Raw genomic sequence first — 21685 nt, 5'->3', positions numbered from 1 at the left:
ATAAACCGCCCGGCCCCTTTTTGGAACGCGCATTATTCCTTATTTTCGCGCTGCAGCAAATGAAAGTGGACAGCGCCCGCCTTGCCCTGCCGCACGATTTGCCACCCGGCGAGCGGCTGATAGCTGTCCGGGTCGAGCGCGCCGCCTGCTTCTACATACAGAAAGCCGCCCGCTGCGACCAGCGGGACGCTCACCGCCAGCGCCTTGCCCAGCAGGTCGGCGCCGAACGGCGGATCGAGGAACACCACGTCGAATGAGCCTGTCGCGAGACTGGCAGCAAGACGCAGGCCGTCCGCTTCGGCGATCTCGATCATCGATGCCGACAGGCGCTGCTGGTTCGCGCGCAACTGGCCGGCGGCCCGGGCATTGCGCTCCACCATTAGCACCCGCGCCGCGCCGCGTGACGCGGCTTCGAAACCGAGCGCGCCGCTGCCGGCAAACAGATCGAGGCAACGCTGGCCGTCCAGACGCTGGCCGAGCCAGTTAAACAGCGTTTCACGCACGCGGTCGGGCGTGGGACGCAGGCCGTCCAGATCGAGCACGGGCAGCGGCGTGCGCTTCCAGTCGCCGCCGATGATACGGATGCCATGCGGCTTGCCGCCTTTGGACGAAGCGCCGGCGGCGCGTGAGGGTGCTAAACGAGGCATGCAGTGTCGTGCAGTTTCGACTACGTGGTGAATGCGCCCGCCGCGCCAATGCGCGCGGGCAAGAGCGCCAACGTTACCACAGGGGCGGCGCCCGTCCAGCCCGGCCATTCGGCTTATACGACGTGGCGCGACACCCCTGATAAAATGTGCGGCTGCCAGCGCCTTGTCTTTTCGCATCGGGGCGCTGCCCTCCTTCGCCGGTCCCGGGCCGGCTGCGCGCAGCGGCGCGCTCTCCATAGCCAGATCATGTTCAGCTTTTTCAAACGATTCAAGGGTTCGAAAGAGTCCGACACGGACGCAGACGCATCGCAGGCAGCGCGAGACGCCTCGACGCCCGAGGCGGATGCCGCACCTGAACTGCCCGAAGCGCCTGCCGCACCTGCGGCGCGCGCTATTGCGCCAGTGGCTGCGTCCGTCATCGAACCGGAACTCGAACCGGAACTCGAACCCGAACCCAAGCCGCAAGATGCCGCGCTCGAAACCGTCGAAATCGTCCCGCCGCCCGAGCAGGATGCAAGCGCCAGACGCTCGTGGCTCACCCGTCTGAAGAGCGGCCTGTCGAAAACCAGTTCGAGCCTCACTGGCATTTTCGTCGGCGCGAAGATCGACGAGGATCTGTACGAAGAACTCGAAACCGCGCTGCTGATGTCCGATGCCGGCGTGGAGGCCACCGAATTTCTGCTCGAAGCGCTGCGCGAAAAAGTGCGCAACGACCGCCTGACGGACCCGCAGCAAGTCAAGGCGGCACTGCGCTCACTGCTCGTCGATCTGCTCAAGCCGCTCGAAAAATCGTTGATGCTCGGCCGCGCGCAGCCGCTCGTGATGATGATCGCCGGCGTCAACGGCGCGGGCAAAACCACCAGCATCGGCAAGCTTGCCAAGCATCTGCAGAGCTTCAATCAGTCGGTGCTGCTCGCCGCCGGCGACACGTTCCGCGCCGCCGCGCGCGAACAACTGGCCATCTGGGGCCAGCGCAACAACGTGACCGTGGTCGCGCAGGAAAGCGGCGACGCGGCGGCGGTGATCTTCGATGCGGTGGGCGCCGCACGCGCCCGCAAGATCGACGTGATGATGGCCGACACGGCCGGGCGTCTGCCGACCCAATTGCATCTCATGGAAGAACTGCGCAAAGTGAAGCGGGTGATCGGCAAGGCACAGGACGGCGCGCCGCACGAGGTGCTGCTCGTGATCGACGCGAACACCGGTCAGAACGCGCTCAGCCAGGTCAAGGCGTTCGACGACGCGCTCGGCCTCACCGGCCTGATCGTCACCAAGCTGGATGGCACCGCGAAAGGCGGCATTCTCGCGGCCATTGCACGTCAACGGCCGATTCCGGTGTATTTCATCGGTGTCGGCGAAAGGGTCGAGGATCTCCAGCCGTTCAGCGCGGAGGAGTTTTCGGACGCGCTGCTGGGCGGGTAACCGCATCGTCTGACCAGGCGCCGGGCGGTGTACCGCCGGCTCGACCAGATGCGAAGGGCACTCCGCGAAGTGCCCTTCTTCATTTTCAGGCCACCGTCACACCGACCGGCACGACGGCTAGCGGCCCCTCATTCGGTATCCGGCTGCGCACCGGGCGCGGCGCGAGCGAAGGCATCGATCTGCATCGCGTGATCGTAGATGCGCTGGATCGTCGGAAACTTCGCCGTATCGACCTTGAAGCGCTGCGCGTTGAACACCTGCGGAATCAGACACGCGTCGGCGAGCGTCGGTGTATCGCCGAAACACAGTTTGCCGGTGTGCGGGTTGCTCGCCAGATTCGTCTCCAGCGTCGCGAAGCCGGAGTCGATCCAATGCCGGTACCACGCGTCTTTCGCGTCCTCATCCACGCATAGCGTGTGCTTCAGATACTTGAGCACGCGCAGATTGTTCAACGGATGAATCTCGCACGCGACCTGCAACGCAATCGACCGCACATACGCGCGATCGACTGGCGTCTTCGGCAATAGCGGCGGCTCGGGATGCGTCTCGTCGAGATACTCGATGATCGCCAGCGATTGCGGCAACACGCTGTTGCCGTCGACGAGCGTCGGCACGACGCCGTCCATATTGAGCTTGCGATATTCGGGCTTTAACTGCTCGCCGCCGTCGCGCACGAGGTGCACGGGCACGTAGTCGTACGGCAGGTTCTTCACGTTCAGCGCGATGCGCACGCGATACGACGCCGAACTGCGGAAATAGCTGTACAGCTTCATGTTGTCTGTCTCCTCCAGCCTGCCCGCGAGCCGTCAGACGACGCGCACGCTGAACTCGCCGAGCCCTTCGACGCCGCCTTTCATCAGATCGCCCTGCGCGACTGCGCCGACGCCTTCTGGCGTGCCGGTAAAAATCAGATCCCCCGGCTGCAATTCGAACAGCGTCGACAGATAGGCGACGGTCTCTGCCACCGACCAGATCAGTTGCGACACGTCCGAGCGCTGCTTCTCCTCACCGTTCACCGACAGCCAGATCGCGCCCTTGCCGATATGTCCGACCTTCGACGCGGGGTGGATGGGACCGAGCGGAGCCGAATGATCGAAGCCCTTCGCGGTGTCCCACGGACGCCCCATCTTCTTCGCTTCGCCCTGCAAGTCGCGGCGCGTCATGTCGAGACCCAGTGCGTAGCCGTACACGTGATCGAGCGCGCTGTCGGCGGGAATGTTCTTGCCGCTCTTGCCGATTGCCGCGACCATTTCCATTTCGAAATGAACGTTCTTCGTTTGCGACGGATACGGGAACTCACCGGTCGTGCCTGGCGCCACGTACACCACCGCATCGGCCGGCTTCGTGAAGAAGAACGGCGGCTCGCGATCCGGGTCATGCCCCATCTCGCGCGCGTGCGCCTCGTAGTTGCGCCCCACGCAGTAGATACGCCGCACCGCGAACTGCTCGCTCGACCCCACGACCGGCACCGCGACCTGCGGTGCGGGTGCAAACACGTAACTCATCTCGTTCTCCGTTTTCCGTTTCCGATTGGCGCCGCCGACGCGGCGAGAAAACATCGAGTGTAACGCGCGGCACGGTACGCCGCGACGCAGACGGGCAGCGACCCGCACCGCCACGTTCCGTCTCGCCCGCCCGCCATAGATGCGATACTCACACCCAACAGCCTCTCCTGAGCGGCGCGCCCGCGGCCCGAATGCGACTGGCAGCGCGACCCGCCCCCTGCACCCGATGACCGACGCCACCGACACCGATACCGTTTCCCCTTTCCCTTGCGCCCGCTTCATCAAGGAAATCGGCCGCGGCCCAAACGGCGCCCGTGCGCTGACCGCCGACGATACTCGCGCACTCTATCGCGCGATGCTCGACGGCCGCGTCGATGACCTCGAACTCGGCGCGGTGCTGCTCGCGTATCGCGTGAAAGGCGAAACCGCCGACGAACTCGCCGCGATGCTGGCCGTCGCGCACGCATCATTCGAGCCGCTGCGCTTGCCGCACGGCGCGTACCGGCCCGTCTCAATCCCGTCGTACAACGGCGCGCGCAAGCAGCCGAACCTCGTGCCGCTGCTCGCACTGCTGCTCGCGCGAGAAGGCGTGCCGGTGCTGGTGCATGGTGTCACCGAAGATCCGGGCCGCGTGACGAGCGCGGAGATCTTCACGCATCTGCGGATCGCGCACGCTCAGTCGCACGCGCAGATAGAAGACCGCCTCGCCGAGCGCCGCGTCGCGTTCGCGGCCATCGACGTACTCGCGCCAAAGCTCGCTCGCCTGCTCGCGCTGCGCAGGCGCATGGGCGTACGCAATTCGACGCACACGCTGGTGAAAATCCTGCAGCCGTTCGCGCCGGCGGGCCTGCGCCTCGTGAATTACACGCATCCGCCGTATCGCGACAGTCTCACGCAGTTGTTCAACACGCATCCCGATGCGGCCGTCGGCGGCGCATTGCTCGCGCGCGGCACCGAGGGCGAGGCGGTGGCCGATACGCGGCGCCAGGTGCAGGTCGACTGGCTGCACGATGGCGTGTGCGAAACGCGTCTGCCGCATGAGCGTTCGTCGCGCGACGCGCCTGAAGTCGAACTGCCCGAGGCGCGCGACGCAGCAACCACGGCCGCATGGATCGATGCGGTGCTGCGCGGCGAAGCGCCGGTGCCGGGCGCGGTCGAGCGGCAGGTCGAGCTGATCGTCGATATCGCGAAAGCGCCGGTCTGACGGCCGCGCGTTTTCGCGCTTCGACCGTCCGGCGCGCCGACCGGCGCAGCAGCAACGCTCATTCGATCGCGCAACGCGTCGCCTGCCAGGCAATCAGCCGCCACTGGCCGTCTTCATGCGTATGAATCGCCGTATAGGCAATCGGAAACAGCAGCGCGCCGTTGTTCGCTTCCATCTCGATCAGCGCCCGGCCGGTGACGACGTAGGTTTCGCGCCCGGCCGGCAGCACGTCCTGCGACTGCACCTCGATCTGACGATAGCGGCGGCGCCCCGCGGTAATTCCGTCGATGAATTGCCGTTTCGTCTCGCGCTTGCCATTGGTATGAACGTAGCTCACGTTGTCCGAGAGCAGCATGTCGAGCGACTGCCCGTCGGCCTCGACCATTGCATGAAAACGCTCCCGCTCGAGCCCGCGAATCGCTTCGATCATGTTTGCCGCCATTGCAGAGCCCCTCGCACAGCGCGGCCGGAACGGCACCACGGTCAGAAGTTGTATTGCAAATATAGCTGGCTGAAATTTATACCAGGATTCGGCTCTTTGATACCGCCATTGGACACATGCTGAAAGCGGTAGCCCGCAAGGTACTGCTGACGCTCGCCGAACTGCAGTCCGACGCCGGCCGTCTCGGCGAACTGGAACGCGGTGCTGAGCGTAAGGTCGGTAGAAATGCGGGGACTCGTCAGGAGCCGGACGCCGGCGCCCACCTCGGCGAACGGCCGCACCGAGCCCGACGATTTGATGAAACGGATCATCGGCGTCACGCCGATCTCGCCGATATCCTCGTGGACGTTCCCTTCGTTGGTGTGCCACCACGCGGCGTGCGCCTCGCCGATGAGCGCAAAATGCCAGTCGCCGATCGGCCACCAGGTCCCGTTCGGATCCCATGCGAGGCCCAGATCGAGCTTCCTGATGTGATGGTCGCCGGCCCCGGCTGCCACCTGAATACCGAACGGATCGGCCAAGGCCGCGCCGGCCAGGGCCATTAGCAGGGCAGCGAGCGCACCATTTCGAGCAAGTCCACGCAAAACACTGTTGTTCTTTTCCATCGGGTGCCCGCTGTCACGAATATTTAACGAGGCACAACTGCGCTGCTGATTTAAAAGTCAAACGCCAGGCGGCGGGTCTGTGGATAAATGCCCCAAAATTGAAATTGCTGGCTTCCAATTGTCAGGAAATCAGTCGTTTATGCGCTATGTGCGGTATGCCTCGGTAATTTATACGTCTACCTCGCGGCGACCAAATAGAGCGTATGATGGCTATTGAAACCTCGACTTCAATAGCTGCGAGGGAACTTGGATGCCCCCACGGGCTCTAAGTATTAGCACTCGGTAAAGCAGAGTGCTAACATCCGTCGCTGGAGTCGTTATCTGAATACGCTATCGTCTGATTCCAAAGGAGTTTTACACGTGAGCCATGCAATGACCCTCCCGAGTACTCTGAGCCCGTCGTCGGCTAAGGCCGCTCCGGCAGGTGCACTGGCGCTCTCGCATTTCTCGCTGCTGCCCGGCCAGTTGGGCAACATCGACGCCTACATCCAGGCAGTCAATCGCATCCCGATGCTGACGCCGGCGGAAGAACGCCAGTTCGCAACCGAATTTCGCGAGCACGACAATCTCGAGTCCGCGCGCCGTCTCGTGCTGTCGCACCTGCGGCTCGTGGTGTCGATCGCCCGCAATTATCTCGGTTACGGGCTGCCGCACGCCGACCTGATCCAGGAAGGCAACATCGGCCTGATGAAGGCCGTCAAGCGCTTTGACCCCGAGCAAAACGTGCGCCTGGTGTCATACGCGATGCACTGGATCAAGGCCGAAATCCACGAATACATCCTGCGCAATTGGCGCACGGTCAAGGTCGCGACCACCAAGGCGCAGCGCAAGCTGTTCTTCAACCTGCGCAGTCACAAGCAGGGCTTGAGCGCATTCACGCCGGACGAGATCGACGGTCTCGCGAAGGAACTGAACGTAAAGCGCGAAGAAGTCGCTGAAATGGAAACGCGTCTGTCGGGCGGTGACATCGCGCTGGAAGGCCAGATCGAAGACGGCGAAGAGTCGTACGCGCCGATCGCCTACCTGGCCGACTCGCATAGCGAGCCGACCGCCGTGCTGGCTTCGCGTCAGCGCGACAAGCTGCAAAGCGACGGCATCGCCACCGCTCTCAATGCACTCGACCCGCGCAGCCGCCGCATCATCGAAGCTCGCTGGCTGAAGGTGGCCGACGACGGCTCGGGCGGCTCCACGCTGCACGAACTGGCGGACGAGTTCGGTGTATCTGCCGAACGTATCCGGCAGATCGAAGCGAGCGCAATGAAGAAGATGCGCGGCGCATTGGCCGAATACGCATAAAGGTGCAGTTGCCGCGTGCGCGTCGAATCTCGAATCCCGACGCGCATCGGTTCGAACCGCCGGCTCTTGTATCGCCGCCGGTAGGCCATCGATAGCCTATCAGTGACATGAGCCCCGCCCTCGCCAGAGAGCGGGGCTTTTTTGCGTCCATTCGACAATCTCGGGGCCGACGCATGCCGGGCCGGCACAGCTTCCTTGACGTATTGCGGACCAGATAGCAATACTGGATGAACGCGGCGCGTTTCTCGACTCGATGCCGCAACGCTGCACCAAGCGAGCGAAGTCCCACTCCTACGATCGGCATGCATTCGCCAGACCGTCCGAGAGCCAGGCGGTCTGGATCCGGCCGGACACACCGGCGCGAAGTCGTCTTTCGACCGAACATGACCATAGCCGTCAATCGCAGCAGCACCGTCCGGTCTCGCTGGCGCGACCGGTTCACCGGCTGGGCACGCAGTCCAACGCTGGCACGCAATATCACCATCATCCTCGTCATCAAGTTCGCGTTGCTGATGGCGCTCAAGTACACGTTCTTCAATCATCCGCAGGCGGACCACATGACGCTGCCGCAAGACCAAGTCGCCCGGGCGCTGCTGTCGGTGCCTGCGCCGCATCCGTCCCAAGGTGATCAACATGCCCGTTAACGAAGTCGTAGAACTGTCGCGCCTCCAGTTCGCCGTCACGGCGCTGTATCACTTTCTGTTCGTGCCGCTCACGCTCGGGCTCGCGTGGCTGCTCGTCATCATGGAGTCCGTCTACGTGATGACCGGCAAGGCTATCTACAAGGACATGACGCAGTTCTGGGGCAAGCTGTTCGGTATCAACTTCGCGATGGGCGTCGCCACCGGCCTCACGCTGGAGTTCCAGTTCGGCACCAACTGGGCGTACTACTCGCACTACGTCGGCGATATTTTCGGGGTGCCGCTCGCCGTCGAAGGGCTGATGGCGTTCTTCCTCGAATCGACCTTTGTCGGCCTGTTTTTCTTCGGCTGGAACCGGCTGTCCCGGGTACAGCATCTGATCGTCACGTTCTGCGTCGCGCTGGGCTCGAACCTGTCCGCGTTGTGGATCCTGGTCGCCAATGGCTGGATGAATAATCCGGTCGGCGCAAAGTTCAACTACCAGACGATGCGCATGGAACTGGACAGCATCTCCGCGGTGATCTTCAACCCGGTCGCGCAGGTGAAGTTCGTGCACACGGTATCGGCCGGCTATGTGACCGCGGCGATCTTCGTGCTCGGCGTGTCGTCGTGGTACCTGCTCAAGCGCCGCGACACCGAATTCGCGCTGCGTTCGTTCGCGATCGCCGCCGGTTTCGGGCTCGCGTCGTCGTTGTGCGTGATCGTGCTCGGCGACGAATCGGGCTACCGCACTGGCGAAGTCCAACAGATCAAGCTGGCGGCAATCGAATCCGAATGGGAGACCGCGCCCGCGCCGGCAGCGTTCACGATCTTCGGTATCCCGAACCAGCGGGAACAGCGCACTGACTACGCGATCCGCGTGCCCTACGCGCTCGGCATCATTGCCACCCGTTCGCTTAATGAGCCGGTGGTCGGCCTGCGCGAGCTGATCGAGCAGAACGAAGGGCGCATCAAGAACGGCATGCTCGCCTATGAGGCGCTGCAAAAGCTCAAAGGCGGCGACGCGAGCGACGAAGCGCGCGCGACCTTCGAAGCGCACCAGGAGGATCTCGGCTACGCCCTGTTGCTCAAGCCGTTCACGGCGAACGTGACAGACGCGACGCCGGTGCAGATCGCCGAAGCGGCAAAACGGACGGTGCCGCCGGTGCTGCCGGTGTTCTTCTCGTTTCGCCTGATGGTCGGCCTCGGCCTGCTGTTCCTCGCGACCTTCGTGCTGGCGTTCTGGTTCTGCGCGCAGCGCACGCTGTTGCTGGAAAAGCGCCGCTGGTTCCTGCGCTGGGCGGTGTGGGCGATTCCATTGCCATGGCTTGCCGCCGAACTCGGCTGGATCGTCGCGGAAATGGGCCGCCAGCCGTGGAGCATCGCGGGCATTCTGCCGACCAACCTTGCCGCGTCGAACCTGACGCCGCGCGATCTGTATCTGAGCATCGGCGGCTTCGTGCTGTTCTACACGGTGCTGTTCATCATCGAAATCACGCTGATGTTCAAGTACGCGCGGCTTGGCCCGTCCTCGCTGCATACGGGCCGCTATCACCATGAAATCGCACAGCCGGTGACCGAGCCGCTTGCGCCGAATACGGTCGCGTGACCCGCCGCCACGCCGCTGAAAGGGGAAAACCGCCATGGACTACGCTGTTCTCAGACTGATCTGGTGGGCGCTGATCGGCGTGCTGCTGATCGGCTTCGCGCTCACCGACGGCTTCGACATGGGCGCCGCGATCCTGCTGCCGTTCATCGCCAGAACGGACGCCGAGCGCCGTATCGTCGTGAATACGGTCGGCGCGACCTGGGAAGGCAATCAGGTGTGGCTCGTCACCGCGGGCGGCGCGATGTTCGCCGCGTGGCCGCTCGCGTACGCGGCGTCGTTCTCCGGCTTCTATTTCGCGATGCTGCTCGTGCTGTTCGCGCTGTTCTTCCGGCCGGTCGGCTTCGACTATCGCGGCAAGCGGGAAGATCCGCGCTGGCGCAGTGCGTGGGACTGGGGGCTGTTTATAGGCGGATTCGTGCCGGCGCTGATATTCGGCGTCGCGTTCGGTAATCTGCTGCAAGGCGTGCCGTTCTCGTTCGATACCGATCTGCGCGTCACCTATCACGGCGGCTTCTTCGGCCTGCTCAATCCGTTCGGGCTGCTGTGCGGACTCGTCAGCGTATCGATGCTGACCGCGCACGGCGCTGCGTTTGTGAAGTGGAAGTCGGATGGCGTGATCCACGAGCGCGCGTCGAAGGCGCTACGGCTCGCGGCGCTGTGCGCGGTGGCGCTGTTCGTGATCGCCGGCGCGCTGGTCGCGACGATGATCGGCGGCTACCAGATCGTCGACGCGCCGCCGCTCGACGCGGTCTCGAATCCGCTGATGAAGACCGTGATCGGCGCGCCGGGTTTGTGGCTCACCAACTACGCGCTCTATCCGTGGATGGCGCTCGCGCCGCTCGCGGGTGTGGTCGGCGGCCTGCTCGCCGCGCTGCTCGCCCGTTCGCGCTTCGAGGCGAGCGCGTTCCTGTCGACGTCGCTGATGGTGCTCGGCGTGATTCTGACCGCCGGCTTTTCGATGTTCCCGTTCATCATGCCGTCGGCGCTCGACGGCCGCAGCAGCCTGACGCTATGGGATGCGACGTCGAGCCGCCTGACGCTCGAGATCATGCTGTTCGCGGTGATCCTGTTCCTGCCGCTGATTCTGCTCTACACGGGCTGGGTATATCGCGTGATGCGCGGCAAAATCACCGCGGCGGCGATCGAGGAAAACCACCATTCGATGTATTGAGCGGCATCGCGCACTGTCGATGCACCGAATGCCGCCGCATCACGCGGCATCAGGTGGTTGAGGGGGCACCGGCAGCGACGCGCGCTGCCCACCTCAAGCAATCCATCGATCACGCCGGCATCGGTGCCGCGCCCGCGCCGCCGCCGCGCAACGACACGCGCCCGGCGGCCAGTGCCTGCGCATAACGCTGCGCCGCGTCGCCGACGACGATATGAAACGTGTCCGCCGCGACCCATGCGGTATCGAGCGAAGCGAGACGCTGACGATCGACCGCCGACGGATCACGCACGACGATTCTCAGACGTGTCGTCGCGACGGCATCGAGCGACACCACGTTGCCGGCGCCACCGAACACCGCGAGCCAGCGCAGCGGATCCGGATCGAGCGGACCGCGTTGCGCGTGCTGAGCCGTTTGAGCATCCGGCGCCGGCGCGGTCGGCATGGCGGCAACGGCAGCCACGGCCGTATCCGCGGCGACAGCGACCTTCACCGCTTCACCGCCGCCACCGTGCGCAATCACCGTACGAATCTCGTCGGCGATGATGTCCGCCTCCGGCCCGATAATCACCTGCACGTTGGTCGCGCCGCGTTTGAGCACGCCACGCGCACCGATCGACTTCAGCTCGTTCTCGGCGACCTTTTCCGCATCGACGACCGACAGACGCAAACGCGTCGTGCACGCATCCACCACCGACAGATTCGCCGCACCGCCAAGCGCCGCGATATAGCGCTGCGCGCGCGGCACCGCCGCGCCGGCCGCGGGCGTGGCCAAACCGCCCGCGACGAACGAATTGGGCTGCTCGTCGGCAGTGGCGGGCTCACGGCCCGGCGTTGCCATGTTGAACTTGCGGATGAAGAAGCGGAATAGACCGTAGTAGGCGAGCGCGTACACGATGCCCAGCGGAATCGCCCACCAGCCCTTCGTCGACAGGCCGAAGTTCAGCACGTAGTCGATGAAGCCCGCCGAGAACGTGAAGCCCAGGTGAATGCCGAGCGCCGAGCAGATCGCCAGCGACAGCCCCGTCAGCAGCGCGTGGATCGCATAGAGCACCGGCGCGAGGAACATGAAGCTGAATTCGATCGGCTCGGTCACGCCGGTCAGGAACGACGTCAGCGCCATCGAGGCCAGCAGGCCGAACACCATCGCGCGACGCTCTTTCGGCGCCTCGTGATACATCGCCAGACACGCGGCCGGCAGGCCGAACATCATCACCGGGAAAAAGCCCGTCATGAAGGTGCCCGCGGTCGGATCGCCCGCGAAGAAGCGGTGCAGGTCGCCGGTGACCGGCGCGCCGCCCGCCGGCGTGAAGGTGCCGAACACGAACCACGTCAGCGAATTCAGGATGTGATGCAGGCCGGTGACGAGCAGCAGCCGGTTCAGCACGCCGAACACGAATGCGCCCAATGCGCCGGCCGTGGTGAGCCAGTGGCCGGCGATGTCGATTGCGGACTGCACCGGTTGCCACACATAGCCGAACACGATCCCGAGCCCGACACATATCAACCCCGTGACGATCGGCACGAAGCGTTTGCCGCCGAAGAACGCAAGGTAGTCGGGCAGCTTGATGTCCTTGTAGCGGTTGTACAGCAGCCCCGCGACGATACCCGCGATGATCCCCGACAACACACCCATGTTGAGCTTGTCGTTGATGTCCTTCATCACGGCGACCTGCACCAGATAGCCGATCGCGCCCGCGAGACCCGCGACGCCGTTGTTGTCCTTCGCGAAACCGACCGCCACGCCGATCGCGAACAGCAGCGGCAGATTGCTGAAAATCGCGTCGCCCGCGTCGGCGATCATCTTGATGTTGAACACATCGGGCTGGCCGAGTCTCAGCAGCAGACCGGCCACCGGCAGGACCGCGATCGGCAGCATCAGCGCGCGTCCGAGCCGCTGAATCTTCAGAAACGGATTTCCATCCATGGGTATCTCCAATCCTTGTCTCGTAGTTGAACGTTTTGCTTAAGTGGTGCAGCAGGGTGTGTCGGTATCGCGCCGTGCGAAGACCGGCTGGCACTCGCGTGCCGGCGCCAGCGCGGCAAACAGAGGCTTCAGTCGAGTGGCCAGGTTGCGCGGCTCGCCGCCCTGACCGCCTGCGCGGAGTCGAGTGCGAGCGCGTCCTGCGCGTGCTGGCGGCACAGTCGATAGTCGAGCGTGCGCACGCGCGCCTTGATGCCCGGCACCGACACCGGGTCCACCGAAAGCTCGGTCACACCGAGCCCGACGAGCAGTGGCATCGCGAGCGGATCGCCGGCGAGCGCGCCGCAAACGCCGACCCATTTGCCGTGCTTCGCCGCGCCTTCGACAGTAGCCGCGATCAGCCGCAGCACCGCCGGATGCAGGCCGTCCGCCTGGGCCGCGAGATCGGGTTGGCAACGGTCCATCGCGAGCGTGTACTGGGTCAGATCGTTGGTGCCGATGGACAGAAAATCCGCGTGCCGAGCGAGCTGATCGGCCAGCAGCGCCGCCGATGGCACTTCGATCATCGCGCCGACTTCGATCGGCTCGATGCGGCCCACGTCGCGTGCGAGTTCGTCGATCCGCTTGCGGATGCGCACCAGTTCGCCCGCATCGGTGATCATCGGCAGCAGGATGCGCACCGCACCTACCGGCTGCACCGCGAGCAGCCCGCGCAACTGATCGTCGAGCAGATCCGGGCGCACTTGCGCAAGGCGCACGCCGCGCAAGCCGAGCGCGGGGTTCGGCTCGGGCGGCAGCGTCAGGTAATCGACTTCCTTGTCCGCGCCGACATCGAGCGTGCGGATGATCGCGGTGCGGCCGCTCAACGCGTCGACGATCGCCTGGTAGCTCTGGCGATGTTCATCAGCGTTCGGCGCGGCCGGCCGGTGGATGAACAGCAGCTCGGTGCGCAGCAGGCCGACCGCGTCGGCACCGTTGTCGAGCGCGGCTTTCGCGTCGTCGAGCGTTGCGATATTCGCGGCCACTTCGATCGCGCGGCCATCGGAGGTGGTTGCCGCTTGCTGCGACGTGCGGCGATTCGCCTCGCGCACGTCGGCGAGGCGGCTGCGCTCCTGGCGCGCACGCTCGACGTCGAGTTGGGTCGGCGCCAATTCGAGCCGGCCGGCGCTCGCATTCACGACCACCTGCGTGCCGTCGGGAATCGCATGCAATGCATCGCCGATCGCGACCAGCGCCGGAATGCCCGCCTGACGCGCGAGAATCGCCGCGTGCGAGGTCGCGCCGCCACGCGCCATCACCAGCGCGGTCACGCGCGTGCGATCGAGCGAGGACAGATCCGACGGGGTGAATTCGTCCGCGGCGAGCACCGCTTCGTCGGGCAGCGTGCGCGCCGCCGCGCTCGTATAGCCGAGCGCACGCAGCACCCGCTTTTCGATGTCGCGCAGATCGGCCGCGCGTTCCGCTAGCAACGCATCTTCGACATTGCCGAGGATTCGGATCTGCGCGCGAATCGCATCACGCCACGCGAAACCGGCGCTCTTGCCCAAGCTGATCAGATCGCGCGCCGCGTCGAGCAGCGCCGGGTCTTCGAGCAACACGCGATGCACCGCGAAAATTCCCGCCTCACCGACCGCGCCGCGTTGCGACGCGTCGCGCACGATCGTGTCGAGATCCGCGTCGACGGTCGCGATCGCGTTGTCGAGCAGACGGCTCTCCGCCGGCGGCGTGCCGCTTGCCTGTTCGGGTGGATCGACGTCGGCGTCGTCCCAGCGCACGATCTTGCCGAGCGCAACGCCGGGCGCCGCGCAGACGCCCGCGAGCGTATTCGGCGCAAACCGTTCGCCGTCCGCCGGACGCACGGCAACCGCGGGGGTCGACGGCGCGGCCACTTGCCGCGCCGGCTTCTGCTCGACTTCGCCGTGCGCGTCGCGCGTCAGTTCATGCGCGATCGCATCGACCGCGGCCTGTGCTTGCGGGCCGACGCCGAGCAACTCTACCGTCGCGCCTTGACCGGCGCCCAGGGCCAACAGACCGACCACGCTTTCGATCGCCGCCTGGCGCCCCTCGTAACGCACCGCGACGCGCGCATCGAAGCCGCGCGCCGCTTCGCGCGCACGCGCCGCCGGCCGTGCGTGCAGACCGCCCGCGTGTGTGAGCGTGACCTGCAGGCGCGCTTCGTCCTGCGCGGTGCTTGCGTCGCTCGACACCGCGCCGGCATTCGCGCCGGCCCGCGCGCGCAGCACCAGCAGCGGCGTTTCGCCGGCCTTCGCACGGCCGAACGGCGCACGCTCGATCACCTCGAATGCATCCGAATTCGCAATCGCGATGACCGACACGAGGCTCGGCGCGCTGATCGCGATCTGGTCCTGATCGAACTCGATCAGCACGTCGCCCGCACGGACCTGCGCGCCCTCCTCGACCATCGGCGCGAAGCCCTTGCCATTCAGCTCGACCGTGTCGATACCGATATGCAGCAGGATTTGCACACCCTCGGCAGTCGCAAGCGTCACCGCATGACCGGTGCGCGCGAGATGCGTGACGACGCCATCGCACGGCGCGACAAGCCGGCCCTCGAGCGGATCGATGCCGATGCCGTCGCCGAACATGCCGCCCGAGAACACCGGGTCCGGCACGTTCGCGAGCGGCACGACCGGACCGGTCAGCGGAGCAAGCAACACAATGTGATTTGCGGAATGGCTCATCAGGCTGGACTTCTCGACACGTCGCATCTGCATTCTCGTCAATGAGTTTCGGTGACTTTGTTGAGGTGGCGTGGCGCGTCGGGATTGCGCCCGCGCGCGGCGGCAAGGTCCGCGGCCATCACGTAAAAGGACAGGATCGCGGCGATCGGATCGAGCGCCGCATGAGCGGCTGAAATTAGCGGCAGCGACGCTTCGGGCACGTCGTCGGGCGCGGCGAGCAGCACCCGCGCGCCGCGTGCGCGCATGTCGTGCGCGAGTTGCAGCAGGCCCGCCTGCTCCGGTCCGCGCGGCGCGAATACGAGCAGCGGATAGTCGCGATCGATCAGCTCCATCGGACCGTGGCGCACTTCCGCACTCGAAAACGCTTCGGCTTGAATGCCGGAGGTTTCCTTCAGCTTCAGCGCGGCTTCCTGCGCGATCGCGAGGCCAAGGCCGCGGCCGATCACGATCATCCGTTCGACGCCGCGCAGTTCAGCCACGGCCATCGACCAGTCGAGCCGGCCCGCGCGCTCGAGCGCGTCAGGCAACGTGGAGAGCGCGCCGAGCAGTTCCGCATCGTTCTGCCAATGCGCGACCAGTTGCGCGGAGATCGACAGCATCGCGATATAGCTCTTGGTCGCAGCGACGCTCAGCTCGGGACCGGCGGCGAGCGGCAGATGCCATTCGCATGCGTCGGCAAGCGGCGAAGCCGGCGCATTGACCGCGGCGACCGTCAGCGCGCCGGCAGCGCGCAGCGCGCTCATCGTGCCGACCAGATCGGGGCTCTGGCCCGATTGAGAGAAAGCGAGCGCGAGCTGATCGCGCACCTGCAGCGGTGCCTGCTGCAGCGTGGCGACCGACATCGGCAGCGACGCGACCGGCACGCCGACGCGGCTCATCGTCAGCGACGCGAAGTAGCTGGCCGCGTGATCGGAGCTGCCGCGCGCGACCGTCAGCGCGACATGGCGCGGCTGTTCGGCGAGCTTCGCCGCGAGCGCCGCGACGCGCGAGGTATCGGAGAGTTGCGCGGCGACCGTGGCGGCGGACGCGAGCGCTTCGTTAAGCATATTCGACAATGGCTTCTCCTTCGACGTAAGTCGCGGCGAGCGCGAGCTCGCGATCGAACACCACCACGTCCGCCCACGCGCCACGCGCAATACGGCCGCGGTCCTCGATGCCGAGATAGTCGGCGGCATAGCGCGACAAGCGGTTCGATACATCGGCGATCGGCAAGCCGATCGATACGAGGTTGCGCAGCGCCTGATCCATCGTCAGCGTGCTGCCGGCGAGCGTGCCGTCGGCGAGACGCACGCCGCCGAGGCACTTCGTCACGTGCTGGCTGCCGAGGCGGTATTCGCCGTCGGGCATGCCGGTGGCGGACGTGCTGTCCGTCACCACGTACAGACGCGGAATCGCGCGCAGCGCGGTCCGGATCGCGCCCGGATGCACATGCAGCAGGTCGGGAATGATTTCGGCGTACTCGGCATGCGCGAGCGCCGCGCCGACCAGGCCCGGATTGCGGTGATGCAGCGGCGACATTGCGTTGAACAGATGCGTGAAGCCGCAGGCACCATGCTTGAGCGCGGCGACCGCGTCATCGTAGGTGCCGAGCGAATGGCCGAGCTGCACGCGCACGCCGCGCGCCGCCATCTCGGAGATGATCTCCATATGGCCGGCGATTTCGGGCGCCAGCGTGACCACGCGGATCGGCGCGATCGACAGATACTTGAGCACCTCATCCATCACCGCGGAGACCGCCGCGTCCGGCTGTGCACCGAGCTTGCCGGGGTTGATGTACGGACCCTCGAGATGCACGCCGAGCACGCGCGAGCCGCCCGGCGTGCGTGCCCGCGCGACGTTGCCGAGACCGGCGACCACGCTCATCAGTTCGTCGCGCGGCGCGGTCATCGTGGTCGCGAGCAGGCTCGTCGTGCCGTGGCGTGCGTGCGTGCGGGTGATCGTTTCGATTGCGTCGCCGGCTTCCATCACGTCGGCGCCGCCGCCGCCGTGCACGTGCAGATCGATGAAGCCAGGCAGGATGTACGGCGCGTCGTTGGTCGACGGATCGACGGGTTCACCGGTCAGCGCCGTGATGCGGCCGTTTTCGGATTCGAGCGTGCCGTGGATCCACCCTTGGGTGGTGAGTATGTTTCCGGTCAGCATGAGTCTCTCTGGTGCGTGATACGTGTGCGGCAAATTACGCCCGCCGGGCTCGCGGCCTGCCCGGCCGTGCGGTTCAGTCGCGCGCTCAGGTGCGCAGTTCGGCGACGAAGTCGTAGTAATCGTCGCGGCAATAAGTGTCGGTCAGCTCGATCGCGCGCTGATCCGCGCTGTAGCCGATACGGGTAATGACGAGCAACGCGGTGCGCGGTTCGATGTCCATCAGCGCGGCCACTTCGCTCGACGCGTTGACCGCGCGGAAGTGCTGCAACGCGCGCACTACCGCCGCGCCGCGTTGTTCGAGATAGCTGTACAGGGAATCACCGATCGCGAGGGGGTCGGGGACGATCGCGGCCGGCAGCGCCGAATGCTCGACCGCCATCACGATCCCGTCAGCGCGCCGCAGCCGTCGCAGGCTCGTGACCGCCGCGCCCGGCGTCAGGCCAAGGTGCAGTAACTCGTCGCGGTTGGCCGGGCGAACCTCGCGCTCGAGCCACACCGAATCTGGCCGGAAACCACGCTGCTGCATCTTCTTCGTGAAGCCGGTGAGGCGCGACAGCGGATCCTCGACGCGCGGCGTAATGAAACTGCCAGCGCCGCGCGAACGGCGAATCAGACCTTGTTCGACCAGTAGCTCGATCGCCTTCCTGGCGGTGATGCGCGACACGCCGATCGCGTCGGACAGCGTGCGCTCCGACGGCAGCGCTTCGCCGGCCGACCAGACGCCGCAATGGATCGCCGTCGCAAGGTTGCGCGCGAGTTGCAGATAGAGCGGCGTGACGTTGCGCACGTCAGGCATCAATGCGGACCAGCGAGTTTCCATGGGGCTCCAACGCAGCCGCGAGCAACACGGGCCGGAAAAGTTGAGAGCCCATTATATAACCACCATAATACCAGTCAACGGACTGGTTCCATGCTCGTCAGGATTCGCTGAGAGCCTTGATGGGTATGGTTTTCAGCCGTCGACAACGCGGTTTCGCGATGATGTTGCGGATCAGGATTTACCCGCATGCGATACCAGCGGAGGGTACCCGCACGCGTTTTCTGGTTCGATGCGCACGGACAGCCGCCCGGCCCAGCGTCTGTTTAATACCAGTTCAAGTCCAGTTTCCGGCAAAGCTTTCGCAGAGCCGCCTCCGCGCTGCGGCGGCGCGGCAATTCCAATATAGTGGTGCGCACCAATCCATAAGACAGTTCTCCGGGGGCCTCCCTTGACAGATTCAGAGGCGTTGCGGCGCGCAAACGCCGTCCGCCATTTCAACCGCTTCTATACCCGATGGATCGGCGCGCTCCATGAGCGTCTGGCCCGAAGCGAATTCTCGCTGACGGAAGTGCGCGTACTGCACGAGCTTTCTCGGGGACACGCGCAAACCGCATCGGTGCTGGGCCGCGCGCTCGGCCTCGATAGCGGCTATCTGAGCCGCCTGCTCGCCAGTTTCGAACGACGCAGCCTGATCACACGCCGCCCGTCCGACACCGACGCGCGCCAGTCGCTGATTGCCCTTACCGAGGACGGCCATGCAACCTATGCGCCGCTCGACGAGGCTGCCGTACAGGAGGCGCTGGGACAGCTCGGCAGGCTCACCGCGTTTTCTCAGGAGCAACTGATCGCGGCGATGAAGCTGATCGAGCGCCTGCTCGGCGATAACCCCAAGCACGAAGAACTCGTGCGGCTGCGGCAGCCGCTCAGCGGCGAATGCGGCTGGCTCGTGCATCGTCAGGCGCAGTGGTTCGCCGCGCAATATGGCTGGGATCAGACGTTCGAGGGATTGCTCGCGCGCGTCGTCGCAGATTACGCGCAGCGCAACGATTCGCTGCGCGAGCGGTGCTGGATCGCCGAACAGGGCGGACTCGTGGTCGGCTCCGTGTGTCTCGTCGCCGTATCGACGACGGTCGCGGGCGTGCGCTTGCTGTGGGTCGAGCCGGATACGCGGCGGCTGGGCATCGGCGCGCAGTTGCTTGGCGAATGTGTTCGATTCGCCAGGCGCGCCGGATATACGAAGCTCACGCTGAAAACGGCGAGCACGCTCGTCGAACTGCGGCGGCTGTGCGAGCGCAACGACTTCGGGCTCGCCAGCACGGGGGCGGAGCGCCGGTTCGGTCAGGATCTGACGATCGAAAGATGGGAGCTGGAGCTATAAAAAGCACGCGCCGATACGGCGCGTGCCTTCGTTGATGCGATCAGATGGCGATACGAAACGTCGCTCAGAACGACGGCACCATCGAACCCTTGAACTGCGTGTTGATGAACTGGCGCACATCTTCTGATTGATACGCCGCGACCAGCTTCTTGACCCACGGCTGGTCCTTGTCCTTCGCGCGCACCGCGATCAGGTTCGCGTACGGGCTGTGGATGTCTTCGAGCGCGATCGCGTCTTTGGTCGGCTGCAGGCCCGCGGCCAGCGCGAAGTTCGTGTTGATCACGGCGGCATCGACATCGGCCAGCGAACGCGGTAGTTGCGCGGCGTCGAGTTCGACGAACCTGATCTTGTTCGGATTGGCCGCGATATCGAGCGGCGTGGCGTTGTTGCCGCCGGTGCCCGCGCCGTCCTTCAGCTTGATCAGACGTTGCGCCTGAAGCAACAGCAGCGCGCGGTTTTCATTCGACGGATCGTTCGGCACCGCGACCTTCGCGCCCTGCGGCAGATCCTTCAACGACTTGAACTTCTTCGAGTACGCGCCGAGCGGCGAAATGTACGTGAGGCCCGCGTTGACGAGCTTGTAGCCGCGCTGCTTGATCTGGCTATCGAGGTAAGGCTGGTGCTGGAAGCTGTTCGCGTCGAGGTCGCCGGCGTCGAGCGCCGCGTTCGGCTGGATGTAGTCGTTGAATTCGACGACCTTCACGTTCAGGCCTTCGCGCTTCGCCACTTTGGCGACGACTTCCCAGATTTGTGCGTCCGGCCCGCCGATCGTGCCGACCTTGATGACCTTGTCGTCCGCGTGGGCACCGGCACTGGTCATGATCGCCGCGCCGGCAATGACTGCGGTGACGGCTTTGAGGAGGTTTCTGCGCTGCATGTGATTCTCGCTGTTACTGATTTTTGCCGATGGGTCCCGATCCGCGCGCGACGCATGCGATCACCCGCAGTCGCGAGGACCGCGGCTGCGATGCTTTCAGTCTCAATCGAGCAGCAATTTGATGTCATGCACCCACGGGGTCGCGCCCTGGCCATCGCGCGCGAAAAGACGCAGCTTGCCATCCGTGTCGAACACGTAGCTCGCGGCCGTGTGATCCATCGTGTAGCTATCGGGCGTCTTGCCCGGCACCTTCGCGTAGTACACGCGGAAGCTCTTGGCGAGCTTCGCGAGTTGTTCCTCACTGGCCGGACGTAGGCCGACGAAGCCCGGATTGAACGCCGACACGTATTGCGCGAGCAACTGCGGCGTATCGCGCTCGGGGTCGACGGTGGCGAACAGCACTTGCACGCGCTTCGCGTCTTCCGGACCCAGCTGCTGCAACGCCTGCGACAGTTCGGCCATCGTCGTCGGGCAGACGTCCGGGCAATGCGTGTAGCCAAAGAAAAGCACCACCACCTTGCCCTTGTAATCGGCCAGCGTGCGGATCTTGCCCGACGTGTCGGGCAGCGAGAAATCGCTCCCGAACTGGGTGTTGCCAGTGAGGTCCAGATTCGTGAAGGCGGGCGGCTGCTTGCCACAGCCCGCCGTGACGAGCGTGACGCCGAGCGCGCTGCCGAGCGCGCAAGCGATCACAGCAACGCGCGCGACGCGCGCAAAGCGGTTCTTGAGCATGGTGTTACGCGCCGATCACGACGCGCGCATAGTGGTCGATCAGCAGCGCGGCGAACAGCAGCGACAGATAGACGATCGAGTAGCGGAAGGTTCGGCGTGCGAGATCGTCCGAATATTGCCGGTAGATCTTCCACGCATACGCGAGAAACACGGCGCCGAGCAGCACCGCCGCGCCGAGATACACGACCCCGCTCATGGCGGAGATAAACGGCATCAGCGAAACCGCAAAGAGGATGACCGTGTACAGCAGGATATGCAGGCGCGTGTACTTTTCGCCGTGCGTGTTCGGCAGCATCGGCAAACCGGCGTTTTCGTAGTCTTTGCGGCGATACAGCGCGAGCGCCCAGAAATGCGGCGGCGTCCAGACGAAGATGATCAGCACCAGAATCCAGGCGTCGCCCGGTACGTGACCGGTGACCGCGGCCCAGCCGAGCGCCGGCGGCATCGCGCCCGACGCGCCACCGATCACGATGTTCTGCGGCGTGGCCGGCTTGAGTAGCAGCGTATAGATGACCGCATAGCCGACGAAGGTGGCCACCGTAAGCCACATGGTCAGCGGGTTGGCGAACGTGTAGATCGTCCACATGCCGAGGCCGCCGAGCACCGCTGAAAACAGCAGAATCTGCGGCGTGGTGATCTCGCCGCGAGCGGA

At 65.2% G+C, this 21685-nt stretch carries 20 protein-coding genes; 7 read left to right on the top strand and 13 right to left on the bottom strand.

All coding sequences use genetic code 11. The features are described from left to right. Nucleotides 1–32 precede the first annotated feature (32 nt). Entirely contained in the window at nt 33–647 is a 615-nt protein-coding gene (gene rsmD, locus VGH68_RS08975) for a 16S rRNA (guanine(966)-N(2))-methyltransferase RsmD (RefSeq protein WP_331603233.1), read from the bottom strand. A gap of 246 nt (nt 648–893) precedes the next feature. On the opposite strand from rsmD, the gene ftsY reads away from it, so the two are divergent. Next, nucleotides 894–2069 carry a signal recognition particle-docking protein FtsY gene (gene ftsY / locus VGH68_RS08970; RefSeq protein ID WP_331603232.1) on the top strand — a complete coding sequence of 392 codons (1176 nt, stop codon included), beginning with the start codon at nt 894–896 and terminating at the stop codon, nt 2067–2069. A gap of 128 nt (nt 2070–2197) precedes the next feature. Here the strand turns inward: ftsY and maiA are convergent, their stop codons facing one another. Together maiA and VGH68_RS08960 are read right to left on the bottom strand one after the other, a co-directional pair. Further along, entirely contained in the window at nt 2198–2842 is a 645-nt protein-coding gene (gene maiA / locus VGH68_RS08965) for a maleylacetoacetate isomerase (protein WP_331603231.1), read from the bottom strand. Between the two features lie 33 nt (nt 2843–2875). Further along, on the bottom strand, nt 2876–3574 hold the full coding sequence (locus VGH68_RS08960; protein WP_331603230.1) for a fumarylacetoacetate hydrolase family protein: 699 nt from the start codon (nt 3572–3574) through the stop codon (nt 2876–2878). Between the two features lie 226 nt (nt 3575–3800). Between VGH68_RS08960 and ybiB the strand changes: the two genes are divergently transcribed. Then, complete coding sequence (ybiB, locus tag VGH68_RS08955) at nt 3801–4778, top strand: DNA-binding protein YbiB (RefSeq protein WP_331603229.1); 978 nt, start codon at nt 3801–3803, stop codon at nt 4776–4778. A gap of 58 nt (nt 4779–4836) precedes the next feature. On the opposite strand, the gene VGH68_RS08950 is transcribed toward ybiB, so the two are convergent. Both VGH68_RS08950 and VGH68_RS08945 read right to left on the bottom strand, forming a co-directional pair. Then, complete coding sequence (locus tag VGH68_RS08950; protein WP_331603228.1) at nt 4837–5220, bottom strand: nuclear transport factor 2 family protein; 384 nt, start codon at nt 5218–5220, stop codon at nt 4837–4839. A 41-nt stretch (nt 5221–5261) separates the two neighbouring features. After that, nucleotides 5262–5825 (bottom strand): acyloxyacyl hydrolase, encoded by a 564-nt coding sequence (locus VGH68_RS08945; RefSeq protein WP_331603227.1) that lies wholly within the window; start codon nt 5823–5825, stop codon nt 5262–5264. Nucleotides 5826–6185: 360 nt separating this feature from the next. On the opposite strand from VGH68_RS08945, the gene rpoH reads away from it, so the two are divergent. The 4 genes from rpoH (at nt 6186) to cydB (ending at nt 10521) form a co-directional block, all read left to right on the top strand. After that, entirely contained in the window at nt 6186–7121 is a 936-nt protein-coding gene (gene rpoH, locus VGH68_RS08940) for an RNA polymerase sigma factor RpoH (RefSeq protein WP_331603226.1), read from the top strand. Between the two features lie 383 nt (nt 7122–7504). Beyond that, complete coding sequence (cydP, locus tag VGH68_RS08935; RefSeq protein ID WP_331603225.1) at nt 7505–7765, top strand: cytochrome oxidase putative small subunit CydP; 261 nt, start codon at nt 7505–7507, stop codon at nt 7763–7765. Beyond that, a complete protein-coding gene (locus tag VGH68_RS08930; RefSeq protein ID WP_331603224.1) occupies nt 7755–9350 on the top strand; it encodes a cytochrome ubiquinol oxidase subunit I in 1596 nt (531 codons plus the stop codon). Before cydP ends, VGH68_RS08930 begins: the two co-directional genes overlap by 11 nt. 34 nt (nt 9351–9384) lie before the next feature. After that, a complete protein-coding gene (gene cydB / locus VGH68_RS08925; protein ID WP_331603223.1) occupies nt 9385–10521 on the top strand; it encodes a cytochrome d ubiquinol oxidase subunit II in 1137 nt (378 codons plus the stop codon). 109 nt (nt 10522–10630) lie between these two features. On the opposite strand, the gene nagE is transcribed toward cydB, so the two are convergent. The 5 genes from nagE to VGH68_RS08900 form a co-directional block, all read right to left on the bottom strand. Then, entirely contained in the window at nt 10631–12445 is a 1815-nt protein-coding gene (gene nagE / locus VGH68_RS08920; protein ID WP_331603222.1) for an N-acetylglucosamine-specific PTS transporter subunit IIBC, read from the bottom strand. 128 nt (nt 12446–12573) lie between these two features. Next, a complete protein-coding gene (gene ptsP, locus VGH68_RS08915) occupies nt 12574–15144 on the bottom strand; it encodes a phosphoenolpyruvate--protein phosphotransferase (RefSeq protein WP_331603221.1) in 2571 nt (856 codons plus the stop codon). Nucleotides 15145–15182: 38 nt separating this feature from the next. Next, nucleotides 15183–16199, bottom strand: a complete 1017-nt coding sequence (locus tag VGH68_RS08910) for an SIS domain-containing protein (protein WP_331603220.1) — start codon at nt 16197–16199, stop codon at nt 15183–15185. Then, nucleotides 16183–17286: an N-acetylglucosamine-6-phosphate deacetylase gene (gene nagA, locus VGH68_RS08905; protein WP_331603219.1), complete on the bottom strand. Its 1104-nt coding sequence runs from the start codon at nt 17284–17286 to the stop codon at nt 16183–16185. The genes VGH68_RS08910 and nagA overlap by 17 nt, the downstream gene beginning before the upstream one ends. Nucleotides 17287–17371: 85 nt before the next feature. Then, the gene (locus VGH68_RS08900) at nt 17372–18106 is read right to left on the bottom strand and encodes a GntR family transcriptional regulator (RefSeq protein WP_331603218.1); all 735 of its coding nucleotides are present in this window, start codon (nt 18104–18106) and stop codon (nt 17372–17374) included. A gap of 388 nt (nt 18107–18494) precedes the next feature. On the opposite strand from VGH68_RS08900, the gene VGH68_RS08895 reads away from it, so the two are divergent. Further along, a complete protein-coding gene (locus VGH68_RS08895; RefSeq protein WP_331603217.1) occupies nt 18495–19424 on the top strand; it encodes a bifunctional helix-turn-helix transcriptional regulator/GNAT family N-acetyltransferase in 930 nt (309 codons plus the stop codon). Between the two features lie 64 nt (nt 19425–19488). On the opposite strand, the gene VGH68_RS08890 is transcribed toward VGH68_RS08895, so the two are convergent. From VGH68_RS08890 to cyoE, 3 genes are all read right to left on the bottom strand, one after another. Continuing rightward, the gene (locus VGH68_RS08890; protein ID WP_331603216.1) at nt 19489–20301 is read right to left on the bottom strand and encodes a MetQ/NlpA family ABC transporter substrate-binding protein; all 813 of its coding nucleotides are present in this window, start codon (nt 20299–20301) and stop codon (nt 19489–19491) included. 102 nt (nt 20302–20403) lie between these two features. Further along, nucleotides 20404–21033: an SCO family protein gene (locus VGH68_RS08885; RefSeq protein WP_331603215.1), complete on the bottom strand. Its 630-nt coding sequence runs from the start codon at nt 21031–21033 to the stop codon at nt 20404–20406. Nucleotides 21034–21037: 4 nt separating this feature from the next. Next, nucleotides 21038–21685: heme o synthase (gene cyoE, locus VGH68_RS08880; RefSeq protein ID WP_331603213.1), on the bottom strand; the 648-nt coding region annotated here is incomplete at its 5' end.

Origin of the sequence: Paraburkholderia sp. (assembly GCF_036488505.1) — a bacterium.
Lineage (GTDB): Bacteria > Pseudomonadota > Gammaproteobacteria > Burkholderiales > Burkholderiaceae > Paraburkholderia.
Note: the sequence above shows the minus strand (reverse complement) of the source record. Positions and strands in the feature narration are given on the sequence as shown.

What these genes read in the sequence shown, in the direction of transcription:
- VGH68_RS08945 (WP_331603227.1), bottom strand. Translation starts at nt 5,825, where the DNA reads ATGGAAAAGAACAACAGTGTTTTGCGTGGACTTGCTCGAAATGGTGCG.
- VGH68_RS08950 (WP_331603228.1), bottom strand. Translation starts at nt 5,220, where the DNA reads ATGGCGGCAAACATGATCGAAGCGATTCGCGGGCTCGAGCGGGAGCGT.
- VGH68_RS08900 (WP_331603218.1), bottom strand. Translation starts at nt 18,106, where the DNA reads ATGGAAACTCGCTGGTCCGCATTGATGCCTGACGTGCGCAACGTCACG.
- ptsP (WP_331603221.1), bottom strand. Translation starts at nt 15,144, where the DNA reads ATGAGCCATTCCGCAAATCACATTGTGTTGCTTGCTCCGCTGACCGGT.
- cydP (WP_331603225.1), top strand. Translation starts at nt 7,505, where the DNA reads ATGACCATAGCCGTCAATCGCAGCAGCACCGTCCGGTCTCGCTGGCGC.
- rsmD (WP_331603233.1), bottom strand. Translation starts at nt 647, where the DNA reads ATGCCTCGTTTAGCACCCTCACGCGCCGCCGGCGCTTCGTCCAAAGGC.
- VGH68_RS08930 (WP_331603224.1), top strand. Translation starts at nt 7,755, where the DNA reads ATGCCCGTTAACGAAGTCGTAGAACTGTCGCGCCTCCAGTTCGCCGTC.
- ybiB (WP_331603229.1), top strand. Translation starts at nt 3,801, where the DNA reads ATGACCGACGCCACCGACACCGATACCGTTTCCCCTTTCCCTTGCGCC.
- ftsY (WP_331603232.1), top strand. Translation starts at nt 894, where the DNA reads ATGTTCAGCTTTTTCAAACGATTCAAGGGTTCGAAAGAGTCCGACACG.
- nagA (WP_331603219.1), bottom strand. Translation starts at nt 17,286, where the DNA reads ATGCTGACCGGAAACATACTCACCACCCAAGGGTGGATCCACGGCACG.
- nagE (WP_331603222.1), bottom strand. Translation starts at nt 12,445, where the DNA reads ATGGATGGAAATCCGTTTCTGAAGATTCAGCGGCTCGGACGCGCGCTG.
- maiA (WP_331603231.1), bottom strand. Translation starts at nt 2,842, where the DNA reads ATGAAGCTGTACAGCTATTTCCGCAGTTCGGCGTCGTATCGCGTGCGC.
- VGH68_RS08890 (WP_331603216.1), bottom strand. Translation starts at nt 20,301, where the DNA reads ATGCAGCGCAGAAACCTCCTCAAAGCCGTCACCGCAGTCATTGCCGGC.
- VGH68_RS08960 (WP_331603230.1), bottom strand. Translation starts at nt 3,574, where the DNA reads ATGAGTTACGTGTTTGCACCCGCACCGCAGGTCGCGGTGCCGGTCGTG.
- VGH68_RS08885 (WP_331603215.1), bottom strand. Translation starts at nt 21,033, where the DNA reads ATGCTCAAGAACCGCTTTGCGCGCGTCGCGCGCGTTGCTGTGATCGCT.
- cydB (WP_331603223.1), top strand. Translation starts at nt 9,385, where the DNA reads ATGGACTACGCTGTTCTCAGACTGATCTGGTGGGCGCTGATCGGCGTG.